At 67.8% G+C, this 22,103-nt stretch carries 23 protein-coding genes; 8 read left to right on the top strand and 15 right to left on the bottom strand.

What is annotated here, in order from left to right:
- The 6 genes from serS to FBZ89_RS02670 all read right to left on the bottom strand — a co-directional run bounded on the left by serS (position 1) and on the right by FBZ89_RS02670 (position 4,000).
- Positions 1-1,272: a serine--tRNA ligase gene (serS, locus tag FBZ89_RS02645; protein ID WP_145748508.1), complete on the bottom strand. Its 1,272-nt coding sequence runs from the start codon at positions 1,270-1,272 to the stop codon at positions 1-3.
- Positions 1,273-1,387: 115 nt separating this feature from the next.
- The gene (gene tatC, locus FBZ89_RS02650; protein ID WP_145748509.1) at positions 1,388-2,221 is read right to left on the bottom strand and encodes a twin-arginine translocase subunit TatC; all 834 of its coding nucleotides are present in this window, start codon (positions 2,219-2,221) and stop codon (positions 1,388-1,390) included.
- A gap of 16 nt (positions 2,222-2,237) precedes the next feature.
- Positions 2,238-2,789, bottom strand: coding sequence for a Sec-independent protein translocase protein TatB (tatB, locus tag FBZ89_RS31150; RefSeq protein WP_211115086.1), 552 nt, complete (start codon positions 2,787-2,789; stop codon positions 2,238-2,240).
- Positions 2,790-2,920: 131 nt separating this feature from the next.
- Positions 2,921-3,148 (bottom strand): Sec-independent protein translocase subunit TatA, encoded by a 228-nt coding sequence (locus FBZ89_RS02660; RefSeq protein WP_088873272.1) that lies wholly within the window; start codon positions 3,146-3,148, stop codon positions 2,921-2,923.
- A gap of 253 nt (positions 3,149-3,401) precedes the next feature.
- Positions 3,402-3,659, bottom strand: a complete 258-nt coding sequence (locus tag FBZ89_RS02665; protein ID WP_145748510.1) for a hypothetical protein — start codon at positions 3,657-3,659, stop codon at positions 3,402-3,404.
- Positions 3,660-3,682: 23 nt separating this feature from the next.
- Positions 3,683-4,000 carry an ArsR/SmtB family transcription factor gene (locus FBZ89_RS02670; RefSeq protein ID WP_211115087.1) on the bottom strand — a complete coding sequence of 106 codons (318 nt, stop codon included), beginning with the start codon at positions 3,998-4,000 and terminating at the stop codon, positions 3,683-3,685.
- A gap of 181 nt (positions 4,001-4,181) precedes the next feature.
- Here FBZ89_RS02670 and trmFO point away from each other — a divergent pair, with 181 nt between their 5' ends.
- Entirely contained in the window at positions 4,182-5,555 is a 1,374-nt protein-coding gene (trmFO, locus tag FBZ89_RS02675) for a methylenetetrahydrofolate--tRNA-(uracil(54)-C(5))-methyltransferase (FADH(2)-oxidizing) TrmFO (protein ID WP_145748511.1), read from the top strand.
- A gap of 166 nt (positions 5,556-5,721) precedes the next feature.
- Here trmFO and FBZ89_RS02680 read toward each other — a convergent pair whose 3' ends face one another.
- Positions 5,722-6,579, bottom strand: a complete 858-nt coding sequence (locus tag FBZ89_RS02680; protein ID WP_145748512.1) for a phytoene/squalene synthase family protein — start codon at positions 6,577-6,579, stop codon at positions 5,722-5,724.
- Between the two features lie 214 nt (positions 6,580-6,793).
- Here FBZ89_RS02680 and FBZ89_RS02685 point away from each other — a divergent pair, with 214 nt between their 5' ends.
- Positions 6,794-9,049 (top strand): TonB-dependent receptor, encoded by a 2,256-nt coding sequence (locus FBZ89_RS02685; protein ID WP_246172002.1) that lies wholly within the window; start codon positions 6,794-6,796, stop codon positions 9,047-9,049.
- A gap of 79 nt (positions 9,050-9,128) precedes the next feature.
- On the opposite strand, the gene wrbA is transcribed toward FBZ89_RS02685, so the two are convergent.
- Entirely contained in the window at positions 9,129-9,734 is a 606-nt protein-coding gene (wrbA, locus tag FBZ89_RS02690) for an NAD(P)H:quinone oxidoreductase (protein ID WP_145748513.1), read from the bottom strand.
- Between the two features lie 46 nt (positions 9,735-9,780).
- Positions 9,781-10,509, bottom strand: coding sequence for an alpha/beta fold hydrolase (locus FBZ89_RS02695; RefSeq protein ID WP_145748514.1), 729 nt, complete (start codon positions 10,507-10,509; stop codon positions 9,781-9,783).
- 186 nt (positions 10,510-10,695) lie between these two features.
- Here FBZ89_RS02695 and FBZ89_RS02700 point away from each other — a divergent pair, with 186 nt between their 5' ends.
- Positions 10,696-11,535 (top strand): IclR family transcriptional regulator domain-containing protein, encoded by an 840-nt coding sequence (locus FBZ89_RS02700; RefSeq protein ID WP_186291459.1) that lies wholly within the window; start codon positions 10,696-10,698, stop codon positions 11,533-11,535.
- 14 nt (positions 11,536-11,549) lie between these two features.
- Here FBZ89_RS02700 and FBZ89_RS02705 read toward each other — a convergent pair whose 3' ends face one another.
- From FBZ89_RS02705 to FBZ89_RS02715, 3 genes are all read right to left on the bottom strand, one after another.
- Positions 11,550-12,716: a CaiB/BaiF CoA transferase family protein gene (locus FBZ89_RS02705; RefSeq protein ID WP_145748516.1), complete on the bottom strand. Its 1,167-nt coding sequence runs from the start codon at positions 12,714-12,716 to the stop codon at positions 11,550-11,552.
- Between the two features lie 36 nt (positions 12,717-12,752).
- The gene (locus FBZ89_RS02710) at positions 12,753-13,565 is read right to left on the bottom strand and encodes a citryl-CoA lyase (protein ID WP_145748517.1); all 813 of its coding nucleotides are present in this window, start codon (positions 13,563-13,565) and stop codon (positions 12,753-12,755) included.
- A gap of 63 nt (positions 13,566-13,628) precedes the next feature.
- The gene (locus FBZ89_RS02715; protein WP_145748518.1) at positions 13,629-14,192 is read right to left on the bottom strand and encodes a VOC family protein; all 564 of its coding nucleotides are present in this window, start codon (positions 14,190-14,192) and stop codon (positions 13,629-13,631) included.
- Positions 14,193-14,406: 214 nt separating this feature from the next.
- Here FBZ89_RS02715 and FBZ89_RS02720 point away from each other — a divergent pair, with 214 nt between their 5' ends.
- Together FBZ89_RS02720 and FBZ89_RS02725 are read left to right on the top strand one after the other, a co-directional pair.
- Complete coding sequence (locus FBZ89_RS02720) at positions 14,407-15,375, top strand: squalene/phytoene synthase family protein (protein WP_145748519.1); 969 nt, start codon at positions 14,407-14,409, stop codon at positions 15,373-15,375.
- A gap of 250 nt (positions 15,376-15,625) precedes the next feature.
- Entirely contained in the window at positions 15,626-16,222 is a 597-nt protein-coding gene (locus FBZ89_RS02725; RefSeq protein ID WP_088873261.1) for a superoxide dismutase, read from the top strand.
- 114 nt (positions 16,223-16,336) lie between these two features.
- Here the strand turns inward: FBZ89_RS02725 and FBZ89_RS02730 are convergent, their stop codons facing one another.
- On the bottom strand, positions 16,337-16,726 hold the full coding sequence (locus FBZ89_RS02730; RefSeq protein ID WP_186457160.1) for an Mth938-like domain-containing protein: 390 nt from the start codon (positions 16,724-16,726) through the stop codon (positions 16,337-16,339).
- Between the two features lie 117 nt (positions 16,727-16,843).
- Positions 16,844-17,194 (bottom strand): preprotein translocase subunit YajC, encoded by a 351-nt coding sequence (gene yajC, locus FBZ89_RS02735; RefSeq protein WP_040849264.1) that lies wholly within the window; start codon positions 17,192-17,194, stop codon positions 16,844-16,846.
- 250 nt (positions 17,195-17,444) lie between these two features.
- On the opposite strand from yajC, the gene FBZ89_RS02740 reads away from it, so the two are divergent.
- Complete coding sequence (locus FBZ89_RS02740) at positions 17,445-18,344, top strand: ATP-binding protein (protein WP_246172003.1); 900 nt, start codon at positions 17,445-17,447, stop codon at positions 18,342-18,344.
- 305 nt (positions 18,345-18,649) lie between these two features.
- Entirely contained in the window at positions 18,650-19,129 is a 480-nt protein-coding gene (locus FBZ89_RS02745; RefSeq protein ID WP_145610065.1) for a Ros/MucR family transcriptional regulator, read from the top strand.
- Between the two features lie 102 nt (positions 19,130-19,231).
- Here the strand turns inward: FBZ89_RS02745 and torT are convergent, their stop codons facing one another.
- Positions 19,232-20,431 carry a TMAO reductase system periplasmic protein TorT gene (gene torT, locus FBZ89_RS02750; RefSeq protein WP_186457161.1) on the bottom strand — a complete coding sequence of 400 codons (1,200 nt, stop codon included), beginning with the start codon at positions 20,429-20,431 and terminating at the stop codon, positions 19,232-19,234.
- A 199-nt stretch (positions 20,432-20,630) separates the two neighbouring features.
- Here torT and FBZ89_RS02755 point away from each other — a divergent pair, with 199 nt between their 5' ends.
- Entirely contained in the window at positions 20,631-22,091 is a 1,461-nt protein-coding gene (locus tag FBZ89_RS02755; protein WP_246172004.1) for a DUF1800 domain-containing protein, read from the top strand.
- Positions 22,092-22,103: the final 12 nt, after the last annotated feature.

A 22,103-nucleotide genomic window follows, 5' to 3' on the forward strand; every position in this document is an offset into this window, starting at 1 on the left:
TCAGCCACGGACGATGCGCTCCAGCCCGTTCATATAGGGCACCAGCACCTCGGGCACACGGATAGAGCCGTCGGCCTCCTGATAATTCTCCATCACCGCCAGCAGGGCGCGTCCCACCGCCACGCCCGAGCCGTTCAGGGTGTGGACGAACTGGGTGTTCTTGTCGCCCTTGTTGCGCCAGCGGGCCTTCATGCGGCGGGCCTGGAAGTCCCCGCAGTTGGAGCAGCTGCTGATCTCGCGATACATGTTCTGGCCCGGCAGCCAGACCTCGATGTCGTAGGTCTTGGCGGCGCTGAAGCCCATGTCGCCCGTGCACAGCGTGACAGTACGGAAGGGCAGGCCCAGACGCTTCAGCACCGTCTCGGCGGCCTCGGTCATGCGCTCATGCTCGGCGGCCGACTGGTCCGGCGTGGTCACACTGACCATCTCGACCTTGTAGAACTGGTGCTGGCGAATCATGCCGCGGGTGTCGCGGCCGGCAGCCCCCGCCTCGGCACGGAAGCAGGGTGTGCGCGCCGTCATGCGCAGCGGCAACTCCTCGGCATCCAGGATGCTATCGGCCACCAGGTTGGTCAGCGGCACCTCGGCCGTGGGGATCAGCCAGTGGCCGGTGTTGGTCTGGAACAGATCCTCGGCGAACTTGGGCAACTGGCCCGTGCCGTACGCGGCCTCATCCCGCACCATCAGGGGCGGCGACACCTCGGTGTAGCCGAACTCCCGGGTGTGGGTGTCCAGCATGAAGTCGCCCAGCGCGCGCTCCAGCCGGGCCAGCGGGCCCTTCAGCACGGTGAAGCGGGCGCCCGACAGCTTGGCAGCCCCGCTGAAGTCCATGAACCCCAGGGCCTCACCCAGATCGAAATGTTCCTTGGCGTTCGCGATCACCGGCGGCGTGCCGACGCGGTGGCGCTCCACATTGTCATGCTCGTCCTTGCCCTGCGGCACGTCGGCGGCCGGCAGGTTGGGGATGGTCGACAGCAGGCGGTCCAGCTCTTCCGACAGCGCCTTCTCGGTGGCCTCGGCCTCCGCCATGCCTTCCTTCAGGCTGGCGACCTCATCCATCAGCGGCTGGGCGTCCTTGCCGTCCTTCTTGTAGGCGCCGATCAGCTTCGACGCCTCGTTCCTGCGGGCCTGCATATCCTGCAGCGCCGTCTGCGCGGCGCGGCGACGGGCGTCCAGGTCCAGCACGACGGCGGACTGGGGCGGCAACCCGCGGCGGGCCAGACCGCCGTCAAAGGCTTCGGGATTGTCGCGGAGAACGCGGAGGTCATGCATGGCAGGCTTCTTGGAAGACGGTTAGACGTTGGTCACCGACTTATAAGCGGGAAGCCCCACCGGGGTCCAGCCCGCCCCGCCATTTTGGCATCACCCCGGAGTCACAGGCCCGGCATCAGCCGGGCGTGCCCTCGCTGTTCGCGGCCTTCTCTTCCGCCTCCGCCTTCGCCAGCTCCCGCGCCCGGCCGCGTTCGATGCGCCGGGCGGCGAACACCGACACCTCGTACAGCACGATCATGGGGGCAGCTAGCGTGGTCTGGCTGATGGGGTCGGGCGGCGTCAGGATGGCGGCCAGCACGAAGATCAGCACGATGGCGTAGCGGCGCTTGGACGCCAGCTGATCGGCTGTCAGGATGCCGACGCGCACCAGCAGGCTGAGCAGCACCGGCATCTGGAAAGCGATGCCGAAGGCGAAGATCAGCGACATGGCGAAGGACAGGTACTGCTCCACCCGCGTCTCGGCCACGATGGGAACAACCCCTGCCCCGCCCTTCTGCTCAAAGCTCAGGAAGAAGCTGAGCGCCGTGGGCATCACGAAGAAATAAACCATGCAGGTGCCGAGCAAAAACAGCACCGGCGTCGCCAATAGGAAGGGCAGGAAGGCCTTGCGCTCATGCTTGTACAGACCGGGCGCCACGAACTTCCAGATCTGCTGGGCGATGATGGGAAAGGCGATCAGCGCCGCCGCCCACAAAGACACCTTCACATAGGTGAAGAAGGCCTCGGTGGGCGCGGTGAAGATCAGCTTATGCTCCGGGGCATGTTCACCCCAGGCCTTGACCATGGGGACCAGCAGCCAGCCGTAGATGCGGGCGGCGAACTGGTAGCAGACCAGGAAGGCGACCAGCAGGGCGGACAGGGAAATGATCAGACGGTTGCGCAGCTCGATCAAATGATCCAGCAGCGGCATGCGCGAGGCGTCGATTTCGTCTTGGGTGGGGTCGGCCATGGGGGCGCTGGCCCTCTCAGGATTTGGCGGGGGCCGGCGCGTCGGCGCCAGCGTGTTCGGCATGCGGTGCCGGGGTGGCGACTGGCATCGCGGCCGGGGCCACCGGCACGGGCTCGGCCGCCGCCTCGGGCGTCGATTCCGGCAGGATCAGGGGCATGGCGGGGGAGCCGATGGCCGGCAGCTCAGGCTCCGCCGGCTTGGCGTCGGCCGATCCCTCGACCGTTCCGTCCGGGGCGGACGTCGGCGCGGGCGTGACCTCGGTCGCCGTCAGCGACGCCGTTGGATTGATCTCCAAGGCCTGGCGTACGCTGTCGGTGGGGTCCACCATCTTGGTGACCTCGGCCGTCAAATCGAACTGCGCCACCTTCTGGGCCTGCTTGCGCAGGTCCTCCAGCTCGGCCTGGCGCACCATGTCATCCAGGTGTGACTGGAAATCACGGGCCAGCAGGCGCGCCTTGCGCATCCACTTGCCCGCGGTATACAGCGCCACCGGCAGGTCCTTGGGTCCAATGACGACCAGCGCCACCACACCGATAAGCGCGAGTTCGGACCATGCGATATCGAACATGGGCGGCGTGCCTTATTCCCGACGATTCCCCGACGTCGGCCCACAACGGCTGCGGGCGCGATTGCGCCCCGGCCGTTCCGGCGCGACGGATCCGTCCAGCGGGGCCGGCGTACGCCTGGCCCCCAACCGGTTCAGCCCTTGGAAACGGTGTCCTTGGGCGCGGAGGTCGTCGAGGCGTCCGTATGGCCGTCGATCGAGCGGGGTGCCGAGGCACCGCCTTCTTCCTGTTCGTTCAGGCCGGCCTTGAAGTTCTTAATGCCCTTGCCGAAGTCGCCCATCATACGGGGCAGACGGTTGCCGAACAGCAGCAGGGCGATGAAAAGAACAATCAGCCAATGCCAGATGCTAAAAGAGCCCATGGGTGGGTCCCGTGTCCTGAATAAAGGTGTAGGTCGATAACGACGCCCGTGAAGGCGCGGCACTATGGCATGGCGGCGCCGCCCGCCGCAATGCCCGCCACCCCACAGATGGGAACGACCGGCGCCCGATGTAAGCCCCTAACCCGGCGCTGGTCATCCCGCCGGTCATGCCGTCGCATCAGCGCCGCGCCCAGCGAACACCGATACCGTCATTTCCCCGTCCCCCGTTCCAGATACGCCCGGCGACCGGGCCTTATTCCACGTCGCGCAGGATGCGCTCCACCGCCGCCAGGCTCGCGGCCATCTTGGCCATGTCGCCCTTCAGCGCCGCCAAGGCGGCCTGGGTTTCGGCCTGCGCGGCGATCGCCCGCTCGGCCAGGGCGCGGTAGCCGGCCTCGGTCTCCAGCTTGGCGCGGGCCGTCACGGCGGCCGAAACGTACTTGAAGCCGAAGATCAGCACGAAGGTACCGAAGAACAGCAGCAGGGTGAGCAGATAGATGCTGGGCGACATTCTCTTATCCCTTCGGATTCACATCATGATTCGGACTTGGCGCTGAGCGTCGCCGCCGCCTGGACCAGCAGGTCCGGCGTGAGTTCCACCGCGAAATCCGCCACCGCGAAAAAGTTCAGCGCCTTGCCGTCCGGCGACAGCTCCATCTGGCTGGTGACCAGCCCCGCCTCCTCCAGCTTCTGCAGGTGCAGGTGCAGCAGAGGTCGGCTGATGCCGACCTGCCGCGCCAGTTGGCTGACATAGCTGCGACCCTCCGCCTTCAGCGTGGCCATGATCCGCAGCCGGTGTGGACTGGCCAACGCCGACAGCATCGTCAGCAGATCGTCTCCGGAAATGGACAAGCGCAAGCCTCGTCAAACATGTGTCAGTAAATTCTTACATGTGTCAGGACTTTGCAAGTCTCTTTTTTCGACCCGGCCACAGCCCGCGTTCCTTCACCCTGTCGCCGGGGCTTGACGGACGGCGCCGCCTGGCGTCTTTGGCCCCACGCGGTTTCAGTTTTGTTGAAAGCAAGGTTCGGCCATGAGCGACACCCCCATCTCCACGAGCGCCAACGGCCCTGTGCACGTCATCGGCGGCGGCATGGCCGGCAGCGAAGCCGCCTGGCAGCTGGTCCAGGCGGGCGTGCCCGTGGTGCTGCATGAGATGCGGCCGGTGCGGGGGACGGAGGCGCACCAGACCGAGCATTTCGCCGAGCTGGTCTGCTCCAACTCCTTCCGCTCCGACGATCATGAGTACAACGCGGTGGGCCTGCTGCATGAGGAGATGCGGCGCTGCGGCTCCCTCATCCTGGCGTGCGCGGATGAGCATAAGGTGCCGGCCGGCGGCGCGCTGGCCGTGGACCGCGACGCCTTCGCCCAGGCGGTCACCGCCACGCTGACCGCCCATCCGCTGGTGACCGTGGTGCGCGACGAGGTGGCGGGCCTGCCGCCCGAGGAGTGGGACAGCGTCGTCGTCGCCACCGGCCCCTTGACCTCACCCGCCCTGGCGCAGGCCGTGCTGGACCTGACGGGGGAGGCGCAGCTGTCCTTCTTCGACGCCATCGCCCCCATCGTCCATTTCGACAGCATCGACCTCAGCAAGGCCTGGTTCCAGTCGCGCTACGACAAGGTCGGCCCCGGCGGCACGGGCAAGGACTACATCAACTGCGCCATGGACAAGGCGCAGTATGAGGCCTTCATCCAGGCCCTGATCGAGGCGCCCAAGACCGAGTTCAAGGAATGGGAGAAGGACACGCCCTATTTCGAGGGCTGCCTGCCCATCGAGGTCATGGCGGAGCGGGGCCTGGACACCCTGCGCTACGGCCCCATGAAGCCGGTGGGTTTGACCAACCCGCATGACGAGCGCCGGCCCTATGCCGTCGTGCAACTGCGCCAGGACAACGCCCTGGGCACGCTGTACAATCTGGTCGGCTTCCAGACCAAGATGAAGTACGCCGACCAGACACGGGTGTTCCGCATGATCCCCGGCCTGGAGAATGCCGAGTTCGCGCGCCTGGGCGGCCTGCATCGCAACACCTTCCTGAACAGCCCCCGCCTGCTGGATCCGACCCTGAGGCTGAAGGCCGCCCCGCGCCTGCGCTTCGCCGGGCAGATCACCGGCTGCGAAGGCTATGTGGAAAGCGCCTCGGTGGGCCTGATGGCCGGCCGTTTCGCCGCCGCCGAACGCCTGGGCACCACCCTGCCCACACCGCCCGTCACCACCGCCCTGGGCGCCCTGCTGAGCCATATCACCGGCGGGGCGGAGGCCGAGACCTTCCAGCCCATGAACGTGAACTTCGGCCTGTTTCCCCCGCCCGAGGAGCGCGACGCCCGCGGCCGCGAGCTGCGCGGCAAGGAACGCAAGCTGGCCTATACCCGCCGAGCGCTGAACGACCTGGCGGCTTGGCTGGGTTGAGGAGCTGATACCGTCCACCCAAACAACGGCACGAGATGTACCCTCGTGCCGTTGTAGCCCGCGACTGCGGGCGCCGGAGATTTCTGGGGAGCCGAAGGCGGACTGGAAATCGAGGATAGCCAAGCCAGCGGATGCTGGCGCCCGGCGCTTGAGGGCGCCCTAAAAACTACCACCGGCCGCTGAACGCGGCCCAGGCCAGGCGGGCGGCGCGCAGGCCGTCGGGACGCAGCAGCGCCGGGGCCAGGGGGTCGTGGCCGGCCTTGGCCAGCCGGTCCAGCGACAGGCTGGCCAAACGGGCCGGCAGCAGGGCGGGCACGGCGGCGCGGGACAGCGCGCCGCGCAAACGCCGGGCGGCGGCCAGTTCCGCCCGCGCGGCGTCCGCGATCTCCCTGGCCACGACGGCCAGGCCGGGCTGGGACTTCAGCTCGAACAGCTGGGCCTCATCGGCACCGTGCCTTTGCATCAAATCCATCGGCATGCGCGAGCGGTGGGCGCGGGCCAGGAAGGGCACGGCCCGCAGGATGCCGGCCAGGGCCCAGCCACGCCCCACATGGGTGGCCACCGTGGCGGCGGCCCCTTCCGGCGCGACGCCCAGGACCTGCAAGGCCAGGCGCACCAGCGGGGCGGACGTCACCTCGGCATAGCTCACCAGGCAGGCGAGATCCGCCGGCGCCGCGTCGTCCATGTCGGCCTCGCGCGCATCCACCAGCAATTCCAACTGCGCGCGATCCAGGCCGTGGCGCTGCGCCGCCTGGGCCAGGGGCTGCACCACCTCATGCCGGCGGGGTTCGCCCTCATAGATACCGGCGATGCTATCGCGCCACCACTGCAGGCGGATCTGGCCCAGCATGGGCTCGGTCACCACCTCGCGCGTCTTCGCCACCTCATGGTTGAAGGCGTACAGCGCGGCCAAATCCTCCCGCCTGTCCGCCGGGGCGAACAGCAGGGTCAGGAAACGGTCCGGATCCTGGCGGCGGACGGTTTCCAGGCAATAGGACAGGGGGGGCTGGGCTGAGGGGGCCATGGCGCTGCGCATCCGGCGGAAAAGAGGCCGCCTTTATGGACCGCCCGCCCCGCCCCTGACCAGCGCCACCTTCACCACCCCGCCTCCCCTCCCAAAGGACGATAGCCGGGCCGCCGCTGTGCCGGGGCCGGCGCCTTGACGATCTTCGCCAGAATGCTAAGATACGTTTATAGAAAATATTTTCGTTATACGAAAAAGAACGGGGAGGACAACGATGCCGCCAGCGGCCGTGCACGGGGATCGCCTGACACCTGACCACCACCTGCGCCGCCGCAAGGCGCGCCTCGCCTTCACACGGATGACCTCGCAGCTGGCACTGACGGCCGCCCTGCTTTCCGGCGGCAGCGCCTTGGGTCAGACCAACGCCGCGAGCGACAACAGCGCCGTTGGCCAGCTGGAGGACATCCTGGTCATCGCCCGCAAGCGCGCGGAAAAGCTGACGGACGTGCCGGCGGCGGTGACGGCCTTCACCGAGGCGCAGATCGAGGCGTCGGGCATCACCGCGCCTCGCGACTTCATCGCCATGACACCCAACGTCACGCTGGTGGAAACCCAGAACGTGGGCACGGCGTTCGTGGTCGTGCGCGGCATCGGCCAGGCGCGCAACAGCGAGCCATCGACCGCCGTGGTGGTGGACGGGGTGCAGCAGGTGAACCCGTCCCAGTTCAACCAGGACCTGTTCGACATTTCAGGGATCGAGGTGCTGAAGGGTCCGCAGAGCGGCCTTTACGGCCGCAACGCCATCGGCGGCGCCATCCTGATCACCACCAAGGAACCCACCGACAACTATGAGTTCAAGGTCAAGGCGGGGGTGGAGAACGGCCCCGGCTATACCGAGCAGGCCACGGCCAGCGGCGCCATTGTCCCGGGCAAGCTGAAGTTCATCGGCTCCATCAGCCACACCAGCAACGACGGCACCATCAAGAACACCTACCTGGATACCGAGGCCAACCCGGTCAAGCAGACCTCAGGCCGGCTGAAGCTGCTGTTCACGCCCACCGAGGATCTGACCGTGGACACGCGCTTTTCCATGTCGGAACTGGATACGCGCGGCTTCTACTACAACATCGTCAGCGACGTGAACGACACCAGCCTGCCGGTGCGGGTCAACAACGCCGGCATCGACAACCGCCGTCTGCTGGACGCCTCGGTCAAGGTCGACTGGAACCTGGGCTTCGCCACCGCCACCTCGGTCACGGCCTACGACGTGGTGCGCGAGATCGTCACCGGCGACGCCTTCGACTTCCTGCCCATCAACGAATCCTTCTTCAAGGGACTGCTGGGCTTCGACATGAACCAGAGCCAGTTCCTGGACGTGAAGGCGGTCAGCGAGGACTTCCGCCTGACCTCGCCCAACGAGGGGTTCCTGCGCTGGATCGTCGGCGGCTATCTCATCCATACTGACCGCTACATATCCACCGGCAACATGGTGGACACCGGCAACGGCGTCTTTCCCGTCTACCGCAGCCCCAGCACCAACCCGCTGAACCCGCAGGCGACCTTCCTGGCCGACAGCCAGGACAACATGGCCTGGGCGCTGTACGGCGACCTGACGGCGGAACTGACCGATCAGCTGGAACTGGCGCTGTCGCTGCGCTACGACAGCGACAACCGGCGCAACACCACCCTGACCCCCACCGCCTTCCTGCCCAACATCCCGGGCTTCCCCCAGGGGGTCAGCGGCGAGGTGCGCGAGCGCACCTTCGACCGGGCCCAGCCCAAGATCGTGCTGCGCTACAAGCCGGACCCGACCACCACCCTGTATGCCGACTGGGGGCGCGGCTTCCGCAGCGGCGGCTTCAACCAGACGGGCGTGGGCGCCGTGGCCTCGGCCAACGGCATCCTGGGCGTATCCGACGTGTTCCAGGCGGAATGGGCGGACACCTATGAACTGGGCTTCAAGAAGACCCTGTTCGACCGCCGGCTGGAGGTGGAGGGCGCCGGCTTCTACACCCGCTCCCACAATCCCTATTTCTTCGTTTTCCTGGCCGCCAACTCCACCCAGAACCTAGGGAACCTCGGCCTGGTGGAATACAAGGGCGCCGACGCTGGCCTGACCGCCCACCTGACGGACAGCCTGCAGGCCAGCATCGGGGCGGGCTACACCGACAGCAACATCACGGAAGCCACCGACCGTACAGTCATCGGCAACCAGGCGCCCGGCGTTTCCAAGTACACCATCAACGCCGCCCTCCAGCACACCTGGGACTTCGGCAAAAGTTCGTCGCTGGTCTCCCGCCTGGAATACCAGCGCATCGGCGACACCTATTGGGATCCGCAGAACTCCACCGTGCGCAATCCCGTCGACGTGGTGGACGTGCGCACCACCTACACCCGTGACGACTGGTCCGTGGCCCTATGGGCCAAGAACGTCTTCGACAAGCGCTACAACGCTGAATATTCGGCCGGCGGCTTCGTCTTCAAGGCCCTGCCCCGCCGCTTCGGGGCGGAGGCGACCTTCTGGTTTTAAACCCCACCTCCATCCCGGCCGTCGCCACCGCCGGCCGGGATATTGGGGCCGCCCCGGACGCGTCCCGGGGCGGCCCCTTTTATCGGGCCGCCTGCTTGGCGGCCACGCCGGCCACGAAACGGCCCTGGGCACGGGCGATGGCCAGTTCGTTGGCGCTGGGCTGGCGCTCGCCCTTGGGGCCGGCGATGGTGCTGGCGCCGTAGGGTGTGCCGCCCGTGACCTCATCCATCACTGTCATGCCCGGCTCGGAATAGGGTACGCCACAGATCACCATGCCGTGATGCAGCAACGTGGTGTGGATGGAGGTCAGGGTGGTTTCCTGGCCGCCATGCTGGCTGGCGGTGGAGGTGAAGGCGGCGCCCACCTTGCCGACCAGCGCCCCCTGCGCCCACAACGGCCCCGTCTGATCCAGGAAATTGCGCATCTGCGCGGCCATGTTGCCGAAGCGGGTGGGCGCGCCAATGATCACGGCGTCGTATTGGCCCAGTTCCGCCGGATCGGCCAGGGGGGCCTTCTGGTCCAGCTTGGCATGCGCCTTGGCCGCCACGTCCGGCGGCATGAGCTCCGGCACGCGCTTGACCGTGACCTCCGCGCCGGCGACCTCGCGGGCCCCGTCGGCAATGGCATAGGCCAGCGTCTCCACATGGCCGTAGGTGCTGTAATAGAGGACCAGGACCTGGGTCATGGCGGTGTTCTCCATGGTGTTGAGGATGGGATCAAGATTGGGTCGGTCAGCGCGACAGCCAATCCGCCAATAGGGCGGTGGTGGCCTCGGGCGCCTCCAGCGTCACCATGTGGCCGCAGCGGGGGATGATGGCCAGGCGGCCCTGGGGAATGGCCTCGGCGATGGCGGCCTGCTGCGCGGGCGGGCTCCACGGGTCATCCTCCCCACCCAGGACCAGGGTGGGACAGGCCAAGGGGGGACACGTCAATGTGGAAAGCACATCACGTGCGTCCCGGCGATTCAGCGCCGCCCGGACCTGCCCCTCATGGATGGCGGGCGTGGCCCGGCACCACATCGCCTCCAACCGCCCCACCAACTCCGCATCTCCGCGGCGATCGGGATGCAGCACCGGCGGCAGCCAGCGGCGGGCCAGCGCCGTCATGCCCTGCTCCCAGGCGAAGCGGATCAGTTCCTCCCGCTGCGCCGCCTCGCTGGGCAGCACGGGATGCACGCCCGTGCTCAGCAGGGCCAGCCGCTCAACCCGTCCCGGCGCCTTGCGCATAATCTCCAGCGCCACCCGGCCGCCCATGGAATGACCGGCCAGCGCGAACCGGGGCGGGGCGTGGGCCAACACCCCGTCGGCCATGGCGTCGAAGCTGTCCTGGCCCCAGAAGTCCGCCACCTGGATCATCCGGCGGGAAGATAGGGCCGCGATCTGCGGTTCCCAGACGGTGCGGTCGCACAGCAAGCCGGGCAGCAGGACCAGGGTGGGCTGGGGGACAGGATCGGATGCCATGGATATCGCTCTCCCTGCGATCGGAAATTCGTTTATCGAATTCTTTTTCTAATATCGTATGGTAGCAGCGCCCATCAGGCGGCGCAATCGCCGGCGGCCCCTGCCGTCGCTTGACAAGGACAAGCGGCCAAGCCGACCCTCCCGCCGCCTGGTTGGCATGGTTTGAAGAAGCGAAGGATGTGCGGCATGGATGAGGACGCGGGCACGGAGGGCGAGGGCCGCCGCGAAGAGATGGCCGGGCTGGCCAAGGGCCTCAGCGTGCTGCTGGCCTTCAACCACGACCACCCCAGCCTGTCGCTCAGCGAGATCGCCACCATCACCGGCCTGGCGCCAGCCACCGCGCGCCGCTGCCTGCTGACCCTGCAGTCCCTGGGCTATGTCGGCTCGGTCAAGCGCCGCTTCTTCCTGCGGCCCAAGGTGCTTGACCTGGGGGCCGCCTATCTGGAGGCCCTGGATATCGAGCGCCTGGCCTCGGTGCCGCTGACGGAACTGGCCAACGCCACGTCGGACAGCGCGTCCATCAGCGTGCTGGACGGGGAGGACATCATCTATGTCGCCCGCGCCTCCGTCCGCACCCTGGTGCGGCTTGAGGCGCATGTCGGCAGCCGCTTCCCCGCCTTCGCCACCGCCATGGGCCGGGTGCTGCTGGCGGCCTTGCCCGACCCCATGCTGCGCGCCTTCCTGGACAAGGCGGCCATCGCGCCCATCACTGAGAAAACGGTGGTGGACCGTGACCAACTGTTCGATCTGATCACCCAGGTGCGCAAGGACGGCTACTGCGCGGTTGAGGATGAATTGGCCTACGGCGTCGTCTCCCTGGCCGTGCCGCTGAAGGACCAGGGGGGGCGCACCATCGCCACCCTGAATTCCGCCAGCCATTCCAAGCGCTACGCCAAGGACCAGCTGGTAGCCGAGCGCCTGGACCATCTGCGCGGCGTGGCCGACCAGATCTCGCGCGAATTGCGGCGCCTGCCCTCGGGTAACGGGCTGCTGCCCGTGGCCGACACGGTGGCCCTGGGCCGCTGATGCGGCGGCGCCGATCAGCCGGGCCAGGTGCCGGGGTTCTCGGCCAGGGCCACGCGGATGCCGGCGCTGTGCTGGCCTAGCAGCGGGGCCGCCACCACCGCATCGTCGCGGGCGCCACCATAGGCGAAGGGCGAGCGCACCAGGCGGTCCGCGCCCCCCTTGGCCCCCTCGATCCGCCGGGCCACGGGCACCAGCATCTTCAGGTGCTCCACCTGTGGATCTGCGGCGGTGTCGGCGATGGAATTCACGGGGGCGAAGGGCAGGTCGGTGTCGCTGAGCAGCGCCACCCACTCCGCCCGCGGCCGGGTCGCGAAGATGGCGTTCAGCGCCGCCACCAATTGTGGATAATGGTCGATGCGGGCCAGGCGGGTGGCGAAGCGCGGATCCTGGGTCAGGGCTTGTCCGCCGATGCCGGCCACCAGCGCGTCCCAGAACTTCTCCAGCGACGACATGTGCACGGCCACGTGCTTGCCGTCGCCGCAGGTCAGGATCATGGCCTGGGCCAGGCGGGGCCGATCCATGCCCGTCGGCACCTCGCCCAGGGCGAAATAGCCGGCGAAGGGCTCGATGGCGAAGTGCATCATCGCCTCCAGCATGGAGATTTCCAGCAGGCGGCCCGTACCCGTCCGCCCCCGTTCCACCAGGGCGCCCAGGATGCCCAGGGCGGCGTACAGGCCGGTGATGGCGTCGGCCAGGGCGGGCCCCAGCAGGCGGGGGTTGGCGGGGTCGATAGCGACACTGAGGAAGCCGCTCAGCGCCTGGGTCACGCTGTCATAGCTGGGCCGGCGGCTGTAGGGTCCGTCTGGGCCGAAGCCGCTGATGGAGCAATAGACCAGCTTGGGATTCACCGCCGACAGGTCATCCCAGCCGGCACCGATGCGGCCGGCGACACCGGGGCGGAAGTTCTGGATGTAGACATCGGCGCTGCTGACCAGCCCATGGAACAGCGTGCGGTCCTCCGCCTTCTTCAGATCCAGGCACAGGCTGCGCTTGGCATGGTTGTAGGCCTGGAAGTGGGCACTGTAGTGTCCGTCCTTGAAGGTGCGGTAGGGGTCGCCGCCCTCGGGCGATTCGATCTTGATGACGTCCGCCCCCAGATCCGCCAGCAGCATGGCGGCACAGGGGCCCGTGATGAACGTCCCCTGCTCCACCACCCGTATGCCTTTCAGCACCTCAACCATCAGCCTGCCACCTTTCGACTATCCGTCCTCATCCACTCAATTCTCATCGGCGACGAAGCCGTCCGGCGCCGGCCCGTCGTACCGGATGGCGCCGCTGGCCGCGTGCGACATGCGGAAGCCGATGGGGTGCCGCTGCTCCTCCAGCAAATGGGCCACCAGGCTGGCGGTGCGCGCCAGCAGGGGCACGCCCTTGACCGCCAGCAGCGGGAAGCCCGCGTCCAGCAGCACGGCCGGAATGGCGGCCGACACGTTCATCTTCAGGGGCTTGCCCACCAGGTCGGGCAGCAGGTGTTCCGCCCGGCGCGCCACCTCCATATGCGGGCCCGCCAGCGACGCCTTCTCCGCCAGGGCAAACAGGCGCAGGGCGCGGGGGTCGCCGTCCTTATGCAAGGGATGGCCATAGCCCGGGATGGCCCGCTTCTCCGCGCGATAGGCACGCACGGTGGCGGTGATGGCGGCGTCCAGGTCGCCGTCATTGCCGCCCGCCACGTCCAGCACCTGGCTCTGGAAGCGACCCGCCGCCTCGGCACTGCCCAGGATGACGGAGCCGCAGCCCAGCAGGCCGGCGGCGACAGCGCCTTGCAGGGCTTCCGGCGCGGCCGCCAGGGTCATGCGCGCCGCCTGCACGCTGGGCACCAGGCCATGCTCGGCGATGGCGACCAGGGTGGCGTCCAGCACCCGCCGCTGCTCCGGGCTGGGCAGCGCGCCGCAAACCAGCAGCCACACATGGTCCGTGAAGCTGATCGTGCCCATCAGATCCTGAACCAGGTCATGGCCACGGACGATGATGGTCTCGGCATTGGAGCCGGAAATGGCCGTGGTCGGCGTCGTGTCAGGTCCGATCTTCATCAATGACTTTCCTTTGAAGGGCGGCGACAGCCGTCCCCCTGGCGGCGGTTGGGGCGCCGCCGGTTATTGCGGGCGGTACAGGTTGTTGGAACGGTGGTCGCCGCCCAGCCAGCGGGTGAGGTCGGCATGCGCATTGCGCTTGCGCTCCTCATCCGTGTCCTCGATGCCAGGCGCGTCCACCGTCAGTTCCACGATCAGGCCATTGGGGTCGCACACGTACAGCGACTGGCAATAGCCGTGGTCCAGGAAATAGCAGTCGTCCGACGGCTCGGGCACGCCGGCGGCGCGGAAGCGCCCGTGAACGGCGGTTTGCGTGGCGGCATCCACCTTGAGCGCGATGTGATGGAAGGGCGAGGGCGGCATGGCCGGGCCGAACAGGGCCTGGTCCTCGGGGCTGGCGAACTGGAAGAAGGCCAGGGCGCCGCCATCGCTGAGCGCGAAGAAGCAGTGGCAATAGACCCGGTCGGCGCCGAACAGATGGTCGGTCTCGCAATATGTGGCCACCAGCGGCATGCCCACCAGATCCTCATAAAAGCGGCGCGTCGCCTCCATATCCGCCGTGACATAGGCGTTGTGGTGCAGCCGCAGCGGCAACCCGGCCCCCGCCGTTCCAGCCTGGACAGTCATGCCCGCCCCCCTCTTTTATTTTCGTATATCGAATATATCTTCGATGTTCGTATATTAGGCAAGCGGACCGGGTCCGTCAAGGCGGCCCCGCGCCCCATGCACCTTCCACCCACTTCGGCCTCTGCCAAACGCAAGCTTCATCCGGCGGCCAAGCTCTGGCACTCTGTGCCCTATTCATCCCGCGTCCTTCCGCTGCCCGGACAGAAGACCGCCCATGGCCGACTTCCGTATCAAGACCGCCCATATCGGACGCACGCGCGCGGCCCCCCGCCGCCCGCCCGTCCAGGGCGGCTACGCCTCGGCCCTGCGCCGGGTGCCCAAGGCCATGCGGCGCCACGCGGCGGCCTTCGCCTCGTTCCTGAAGCTGGCGCACGACATCACCGGCGACGCCAACCTGGAGCCTGAGGCCAAGATCGCCCAGTTGGACGCGCTGGAACGGGCGCTGGTCAGCGGCGGCGGCGTGCCCTCATGGCTCAGCCCGGCCTTGGAACTGAAGGCCAGCCTGGCCGTTACCGGCGGGTCCTCCCTCCACGCCCGGCAACTGCTGCAGGCCTTCCGCCGCGATGCGGAGGGGCACAGGGCGCGAACCTGGGGCGATGTGTTGATGGCCTGCCGGCTGGCGGCCAACCCGGTGGGGCACCATATCCTGGAGCTCTACGGCGAAAGCGCCGACGCGCTGGCCGCCACGGACGCGCTGTGCACGGCCATCCGCCTGCTGCGGGTGGTGCAGGAATGCCGGGACGATTGGGTGAGGCTGGGCCGCTGCTATTTCCCCCTGGATTGGTTCGACGCCGTGGGTGCCAGCCCGGAACATCTGGTGGAGCACCGGGCGACCCCGGCGGTGCGCATCGTGCTGGATCGCATGCTGGACCGCATCGACCGCCAGCTGGACCACGCCCGCGCCCTGCCGGGCGCGTTGCGCGATCCCGGCCTGCGCATGGAAACGGCCGTTCTGCTGCATGCCGCCCGGCTGATGGCGGGACGCCTGCGACGCCGCGACCCCCTGGCCCAGGGCATCAGCCTGGGCCCGCTCGCCCGCGGCTGGGTGATGGTGCGGGCTCGGCTGGCCCTGGCCCGCAGCATGGCGGGCATGGCGCCTGCCCCACCCTCCGGCCCGCCCATCGACCCGGGCGCGGAGGGTGATCAGGACATCCCCGGCCCGGAACGGCATCCGCAACAATAAGGTTAATCTTTCCGCCCCCAAACCGGTTCTATTCGCTTCCCGGGATGGGAATGTTCGTGTTACCCCCTTGCTCCGGGTGCGTAAACCAGGGCGCGGGCGGCTGCCCTGATGTGATCGCGCCCACATGCCCGGGCGTCCCCGCCAGGGCATGATTTCGCCCGAAGAATAACGGTCCCGGTGGACCGGCGGCCTCCGCATGACGGCCGCGTCGGCCCACTCCCGAATAACCCCGTAGAAGACGAGGAAAACCATGGCTTTCGAACTTGCCCCTCTGCCCTACGCCAAGGACGCCCTGCAGCCCTACATGTCGTCCGAGACGCTGGATTTCCACCACGGTAAGCACCACAACGCCTACGTGACCAAGCTGAACGAGCTGATCGCCGGTACCGCGTTCGAGGGCCAGAGCCTGGAGGACATCGTCAAGGCGACCGCCGGCAAGGCCGAGTCCCAGGCCATCTTCAACAACGCCGGCCAGCACTGGAACCACACCTTCTTCTGGAACAGCCTGACGCCGAAGGCCTCGGCCATCCCGGGTGAGCTGGAGAAGCGCATCATCTCCGACTTCGGCAGCGTCGAGGCCTTCAAGAAGGCCTTCGTGGACGCCGGCATCGGCCAGTTCGGCAGCGGCTGGGCCTGGCTGGTGGAAGACACCAAGGAAGGCAAGCTGAAGATCACGAAGTCGGCCAACGCCGACACGCCGCTGGCCCATGGCCTGAAGCCGCTGATCACCGCCGACGTATGGGAACACGCCTACTACATCGACTACCGCAACCGTCGCCCCGACTTCCTGAAGGCCTTCGTCGACACGCTGGCCAACTGGGAATTCGCCGCCCAGAACCTCGGCTGATGCCCCTAGGCTGAACAGTCCGGGGCTGAACAGTCCGGGGCTGAAGCCCAAATACGAACCCCGGCCTTCTTGCGAGGGCCGGGGTTTTTGTTCGCCTGAATTTCGGCGGTGGGCTTAAGCGGGCAGCAAAGCCGCGGCGACGCGGCGGCCTTCCGCCAGCAGCACATTATAGGTGCGGCAGGCGGCACCCGTGTCCATAGCGTCGATGCCGCCCAGGCCGCGTTCCTTGACGGCACGGCGCAGGGTGGACGTGAACAGCTGCATGGTGGGGCCGGTGCCCAGCAGTACGATCTCCAGCGACGGCTGTTCGGCGATCAGGGCCGCGAAATCATCCGGGCGCAGGCCGGCGAACCCCTCGACGGTCCAGGGGACGGCCCAGGGGATGGTGCGGTCGGGAAAAACGATGATGGGCGTCTCATAGACCACGTTGCTGACGCGAAAGCGGCCGGGGCCGTAGGCGTCGATGACCTGGCGGTCGGCCGGGATCAGGGGGGTGATGTCCATGGGCTTCCAGCCCTCCCACAATGAAAAAGGCCTGACACTCGTCCCTTGGGGGATGCGGGTGCCGGGCCTTTTACCTGGCGTGCGGCGGCGGTGATTTCAAATCCGCCCCGCCCTGGCTCACTTGGAGTCGGTCTCGGTCTTGGCCGGTTCGGTCTTGGCCAGCACGGTAGTGATGGTGCTGCGCAGGACACGGAACTTCACGCCTTCGCCGGCGTCGATGGTGACCTCGTCGTTGTCGCCGACCTTCACCACGGTGCCGATGATGCCACCGCCGGTGACAACCTTGTCGCCGCGGCGCAGCGACTCCAGCATATTCTTGTGTTCCTTCATCTTCTTCTGCTGCGGGCGCATCAGGAAGAAGTACATGACCAGGAACACCGCCACGAAGGGCAGGATCTGCATCAGCGAGCCGGCATCGACGGGGCCGGCGCCGCCGGTGGTCTGGGCCTGGGCGGTGGACACGAACATGGGACGGTTGCTCCAGCGTGCGGGAATAACAAAAGCCAACGGGGCGGGCATGCCCACGTTTGGGCGCGACTATACCGACCGCCGGCCATGTTGCAACCCAATCTCAGCCCCCCCATCGGTGCGGGTTGTCGCCCGGCGGCCATCCCCGTACCGTTCCCCGGTTGAATAGGCAGGCCGCCGCCCAACCCCGCTGCTGGCGGGGAGGAAAGGGATGGGCGTGATAAGAAATGGACAGAAGGAAACAAGCCCCGTGACCACCCCCTTGAGCGCCCCTGGGACGGCCGAGTCCGCCTTGCTACCGCTGCTGACCCGCATCGCCGACGCGCTGGACCGTCTGGCGCCGCCCCCGCCGGCCCCCATCGACTTCCACGCCGCCGACGCCTTCGTCTGGCATGCGGAAGGGGATCTCCTGTCGCCTGTGCCCGAGGTTTCCAAGGTGGACATCGGCCTGCTACAGGGGGTGCAGCGCCAGCGCGACACCCTGTTGGAAAACACCCGCCGCTTCGCCCAGGGCCTGCCCGCCAACAACGCCCTGCTGTGGGGCGCGCGCGGCATGGGCAAAAGCTCGCTGGTGAAGTCGGTGCACGCGGCGGTGAACGAGGCCGCTGGCGCCGCTTCTGGCCACGGCCCCCTGGCGCTGGTGGAAATCCACCGCGAGGACATTCCCTCCCTGCCCCGCCTGCTGGCCGCCGTGCGCGACAGCGGCCGCCGCTTTGTCCTGTTCTGCGACGACCTGTCCTTCACCAACGACGACGCCCATTACAAATCGTTGAAGGCGGTGCTGGAAGGCGGGGTGGAGGGTCGTCCGGCCAACGTGGTGTTCTACGCCACCTCCAACCGCCGCCACCTGATGCCCCGGGATATGATCGACAATGAGCGGTCGACAGCCATCAACCCGTCCGAAGCGGTAGAGGAGAAGGTCAGCCTGTCGGATCGCTTCGGCCTGTGGCTGGGCTTCCACAATTGCGACCAGGACACCTATTTCGCCATGGTCGACGGCTATGCCGCGGCATTGGGCCTGACACTACCGGCCGAGGAATTGCACGCCCGCGCCGTGGAATGGGCGGTGACACGCGGCAACCGGTCCGGCCGTGTCGCCTGGCAGTTCATCCAAGATATCGCCGGGCAGGACCTGAAGCCTGGCGCCTGAGCCGTTGAACCGCCGTTAACGACCCATTCAACTTCTCCCAGCGAAGCGTTTCAAACGGATTGGGAGTCGCCATAAAGGCGACTTCCCCTCCCGGGCATGTAACGCGTTACAGCTTCCGATTCTCTCGGGTTTTCGCCTTAATGGGGCGGGTAACTGGACCACCCATTACTCTATCCCCCCAAGTTTTCCCCCATTTCTGCAATTCCAAGGGGGAAACCACTTCTTTTCAATACAAACAAGATAAATTCGGTTATAGTCCGTCCAACAAAACCTGCAACAAGTGACAAACAACGCCAGGGCTGGACATGACACAACCGATATCCGATTCCAATGACGACCTGCAGATCATCGCCCTGACCGGAAAGATCGTCACGAGCTATGTTGCCGGTAATACGCTGGCCCCGGCCGCCCTGCCCGATCTGATCAAGCAGGTGCACGACACCCTGCGTCGACTGGTCACGCCCGAGGAAGTGGTCGCCACCCCGGCGGAACCCTTGACTCCGGCCGTTCCGATCCGCAAGTCGGTCACCCCCGACTACATCGTGTGCCTGGAAGATGGCCGCAAGCTGAAGATGCTGAAGCGCCACCTGCGCACCGCCTACGGCCTCTCGCCGGAGGAATACCGCGTGAAGTGGGGCCTGCCGTCCGATTACCCCATGGTCGCCCCCAACTATGCCGAGCAGCGGTCGGGCCTGGCCAAGGCCATCGGGCTGGGCCAACGTTCCCGTACCGAGGGCAAGCCCAGCGGCAAGCGCCGCCGCAGCAGCAGCGCCGCCGCCGAGTAAGGCACTGCGCTTGGTGTCTCAGTAATGGAGAAGGCGGGCGCCAGGGCCCGCCTTTTTCATTTGGGCGCCTTCACACCCCAACCTTAACCGTGAAGCGCCTTTTCATGACCCCCAGCCGGGCGGCGGGCCGCCCACGCCGGCCGGCGATGGGCCGCCAGGCAACATGCTTGGCCCCAGGGGTGGCCCCAAGGGCGCCCCCAGCGGAGGCAAGGCCCGCAGTTGAAACCGCTCCCCCTCCGGCACGGCGATGCGGGACAGGTCATAGCCGGCCAGGCGCGCCTGGTCCAGCCGGTCCACCGTCATGACGTTCCATACGCCGTGGGGCCGGCCCTCCAGCGCGCGCACGGCCAAATCCACCGCGATGCGCGCCTGCACGATGGGAGAGTCGGACACCGCCAGCTCGATGGTGCCGTCGCGGACCAGATCGGTGATGCCATCGGTGGCATAGGTCGCCACCAGGTGGGTGCCGCCGTCGTGACGGGAGCGCAGGTAGTTCGCCGCCGCCTGGATGGCCACGGCGTTGCCGAAGACCACGTCGACATCCGGCACCCGGTCGAACAGGGCGCGCACCAAATCCATCTGCGTCGTCATCCCGGTGGCACCATAGCCGCCGTGGATGACCTCCACGCCCGGGCGGCGCAGGACGGCCAGGGCTGACGCCTCCATGGCGTCCGCCCACTCAGCCCCCTTGGGCCCCGGCAGCCATCCCACCTTCAGCGGCCGGCCGGCCGCCCTCTCCCACTCCACGCGGTGTTCCAGGATATAGTCGGCGCCGAAACGGGCGTTCTCGCGGAAATTCCCCAGGATGTGCGCGGTGACGTAGGGGGACGCCATGCCGTTGATAAGGTCGATCAACGGCCGGCCGCCATCGGCGATGGCGGCGACCTGCGCGTCCAGCCCATCGCTGGTGATGGCGGCCACAATGTAGGCGTCGGGCATCAACGCGCGGCAGGCGTCCAGCTGCGCCTTCTGCACATCCAGCTTGTCATAGCCGCCGGCTTGGTAGACGCCGATGACCACGCCCAGCCGTTCAGCTTCGCGCACCAACCCCCAGGACACACCCCACCAGAACTTGTCCTGCGCGCCCGGCAGCAGGGCACAAATCCGCCAGGGATGCACCGCCCGCGCCAGGGGAACATAGGGGCCCACCCGCCCATCGCGCGACACCGACACCGGTGACCAGTTGTCCCGCGACAGGTTGGCGGGCGACAGATGGGCCGACGGGGGCGCCGCCTGGCCGGCCTCCGTCCCCGGCGGCACCCCCGCCCGCGCCATTCCCAGTCCGAAAACCACGCCCGCCATGGCGAAAAGGCCCCCCAGCCCCCACCGCCGATGCCGGCCCCGCCCCGAAGCCATGCCCGCCCCCGCCTTGCCTGCACCCAATGCTGACACCCCCGGCGCGGCGATGAAAGGCTGACGACGCCGGCGGGCCCACCATTCTTCGCTTATCGCGGGCACTGCAGGGTCTGGTCGGCACCGGTCGTACCAGGGGCAAGACGAGATGTTTCCCCTGCCGCCGGACGGGCCCCTGAAGCCACCGGCGCGGAAACACCGGGACGCCGATCCGGGAATCGGCCTGTTCGAGGACATCCGCATGACCCTGCAAGCGGCCATCGCCACCAATCGATTCGGCCTGGGCGCACGCCCCGGCGACATCGCGGCGGCCCAATCCGATCCCCGTGGCTGGCTGGATGCGCAGCTGGCGCAGGACCCCGGCTTGCCGCCAGACCTGCATGGGGTGGAGGACAGCGCCACCCGCCTGGCGGCGACTTATGCCGCCCGCAAGGAAAAGGACGAGGAGGCGCGTAAACCCCTGCGGGAGGCGCTGCGCGCCGCCTATCGCGACGACGCCGCGCGGCGGACCCGGGCGGCCATCGCCACCGACGCGCCCCTGCGCGAACGGCTGGTGCATTTCTGGTCCAACCACTTCACCGTTTCCACCAGCCGGCCCATCGTTGCCGCCGCCGTGGTTCCCTACGAGAACGAGGCCATCCGCCCGCACGTAACCGGCCGGTTTGCCGACATGCTGCTGGCCGTGACCCGCCACCCGGTCATGCTGGCCTATCTGGACAATGCCGTGTCCGCCGGGCCGGACAGCATGGTGGGCATCCGGCGGCAGCGCGGCCTGAATGAGAACCTGGGCCGCGAATTGCTGGAGCTGCATACCCTGGGCGTTGACGGGGGCTATAGCCAGGCCGACGTGCGCGAGCTGGCCCGCATCCTGACGGGCTGGAGCGTCGCGGCGGAGCGGGATCGTGATACCGGCACCTTCCTGTTCCGCCCCAACCTGCACGAGCCGGGCGACAAGATCCTGCTGGGCCAGCGCTACAGCGAGGATGGCATGGGCGAAGGCCTGCTGGCCCTGCAGCGGCTGGCCCGCCACCCCGCCACGGCCCGTCATGTCGCCACCAAGCTGGCCCGGCACTTCATCGCCGACGATCCGCCGCCGGCCGTGGTGGCGGCGCTGGAGAAAAGCTACCGCGACAGCGACGGCCATCTGGGTGAAGTCACCCGCACCCTGCTGCGCCAGGATGCCGCCTGGGTACCCGAGGCCCGTAAGGTGAAGACGCCGACGGAGCTGGTGGTTTCCACCGGCCGCGCCTTGGGGGGGGACATTCACCCGGTGGCGGACGACGGCGACACCGACATGAAGGCGGCGCGTGCCGAGCCCGCCCTGCGCTCCCTGGCCTTGCTGGGGCAGATGCCCTTCGCCGCCCCCTCGCCCGCCGGCTGGCCGGACCAGGCCGCCGACTGGGTGGGACCGGAAGCCATGGTACAGCGGGTCGACTGGGCCCTGACCGTGGGGGAAAAGCTGGGCGACCGCATCGACCCCCGCCAGATCGCGGACCAGGTACTGGGCCCGTTCGCGGGTGACGCCACCCGCCAGGCCGTGGCCCGCGCGCCCAGCGCCGCCGAGGGCCTGGCCCTGCTGATCTCCGCCCCCGAATTCCAGCGGCGCTGAAGGAGTGCCCGT

The organism is Nitrospirillum amazonense, assembly GCF_007828045.1.
Taxonomy (GTDB): domain Bacteria; phylum Pseudomonadota; class Alphaproteobacteria; order Azospirillales; family Azospirillaceae; genus Nitrospirillum; species Nitrospirillum amazonense_C.

Excerpts from the sequence above, each read along its gene's own strand:
- trmFO (WP_145748511.1), top strand. The coding sequence starts at position 4,182 with ATGAGCGACACCCCCATCTCCACGAGCGCCAACGGCCCTGTGCACGTC.
- FBZ89_RS02680 (WP_145748512.1), bottom strand. The coding sequence starts at position 6,579 with ATGGCCCCCTCAGCCCAGCCCCCCCTGTCCTATTGCCTGGAAACCGTC.
- FBZ89_RS02725 (WP_088873261.1), top strand. The coding sequence starts at position 15,626 with ATGGCTTTCGAACTTGCCCCTCTGCCCTACGCCAAGGACGCCCTGCAG.
- FBZ89_RS02745 (WP_145610065.1), top strand. The coding sequence starts at position 18,650 with ATGACACAACCGATATCCGATTCCAATGACGACCTGCAGATCATCGCC.
- FBZ89_RS02685 (WP_246172002.1), top strand. The coding sequence starts at position 6,794 with ATGCCGCCAGCGGCCGTGCACGGGGATCGCCTGACACCTGACCACCAC.
- serS (WP_145748508.1), bottom strand. The coding sequence starts at position 1,272 with ATGCATGACCTCCGCGTTCTCCGCGACAATCCCGAAGCCTTTGACGGC.
- FBZ89_RS02705 (WP_145748516.1), bottom strand. The coding sequence starts at position 12,716 with ATGGTTGAGGTGCTGAAAGGCATACGGGTGGTGGAGCAGGGGACGTTC.
- wrbA (WP_145748513.1), bottom strand. The coding sequence starts at position 9,734 with ATGACCCAGGTCCTGGTCCTCTATTACAGCACCTACGGCCATGTGGAG.
- FBZ89_RS02710 (WP_145748517.1), bottom strand. The coding sequence starts at position 13,565 with ATGAAGATCGGACCTGACACGACGCCGACCACGGCCATTTCCGGCTCC.
- FBZ89_RS02695 (WP_145748514.1), bottom strand. The coding sequence starts at position 10,509 with ATGGCATCCGATCCTGTCCCCCAGCCCACCCTGGTCCTGCTGCCCGGC.
- torT (WP_186457161.1), bottom strand. The coding sequence starts at position 20,431 with ATGGCGGGCGTGGTTTTCGGACTGGGAATGGCGCGGGCGGGGGTGCCG.
- yajC (WP_040849264.1), bottom strand. The coding sequence starts at position 17,194 with ATGTTCGTGTCCACCGCCCAGGCCCAGACCACCGGCGGCGCCGGCCCC.
- tatB (WP_211115086.1), bottom strand. The coding sequence starts at position 2,789 with ATGTTCGATATCGCATGGTCCGAACTCGCGCTTATCGGTGTGGTGGCG.
- tatC (WP_145748509.1), bottom strand. The coding sequence starts at position 2,221 with ATGGCCGACCCCACCCAAGACGAAATCGACGCCTCGCGCATGCCGCTG.
- FBZ89_RS02730 (WP_186457160.1), bottom strand. The coding sequence starts at position 16,726 with ATGGACATCACCCCCCTGATCCCGGCCGACCGCCAGGTCATCGACGCC.
- FBZ89_RS02720 (WP_145748519.1), top strand. The coding sequence starts at position 14,407 with ATGGCCGACTTCCGTATCAAGACCGCCCATATCGGACGCACGCGCGCG.
- FBZ89_RS02665 (WP_145748510.1), bottom strand. The coding sequence starts at position 3,659 with ATGTCGCCCAGCATCTATCTGCTCACCCTGCTGCTGTTCTTCGGTACC.
- FBZ89_RS02700 (WP_186291459.1), top strand. The coding sequence starts at position 10,696 with ATGGATGAGGACGCGGGCACGGAGGGCGAGGGCCGCCGCGAAGAGATG.
- FBZ89_RS02660 (WP_088873272.1), bottom strand. The coding sequence starts at position 3,148 with ATGGGCTCTTTTAGCATCTGGCATTGGCTGATTGTTCTTTTCATCGCC.
- FBZ89_RS02715 (WP_145748518.1), bottom strand. The coding sequence starts at position 14,192 with ATGACTGTCCAGGCTGGAACGGCGGGGGCCGGGTTGCCGCTGCGGCTG.
- FBZ89_RS02755 (WP_246172004.1), top strand. The coding sequence starts at position 20,631 with ATGTTTCCCCTGCCGCCGGACGGGCCCCTGAAGCCACCGGCGCGGAAA.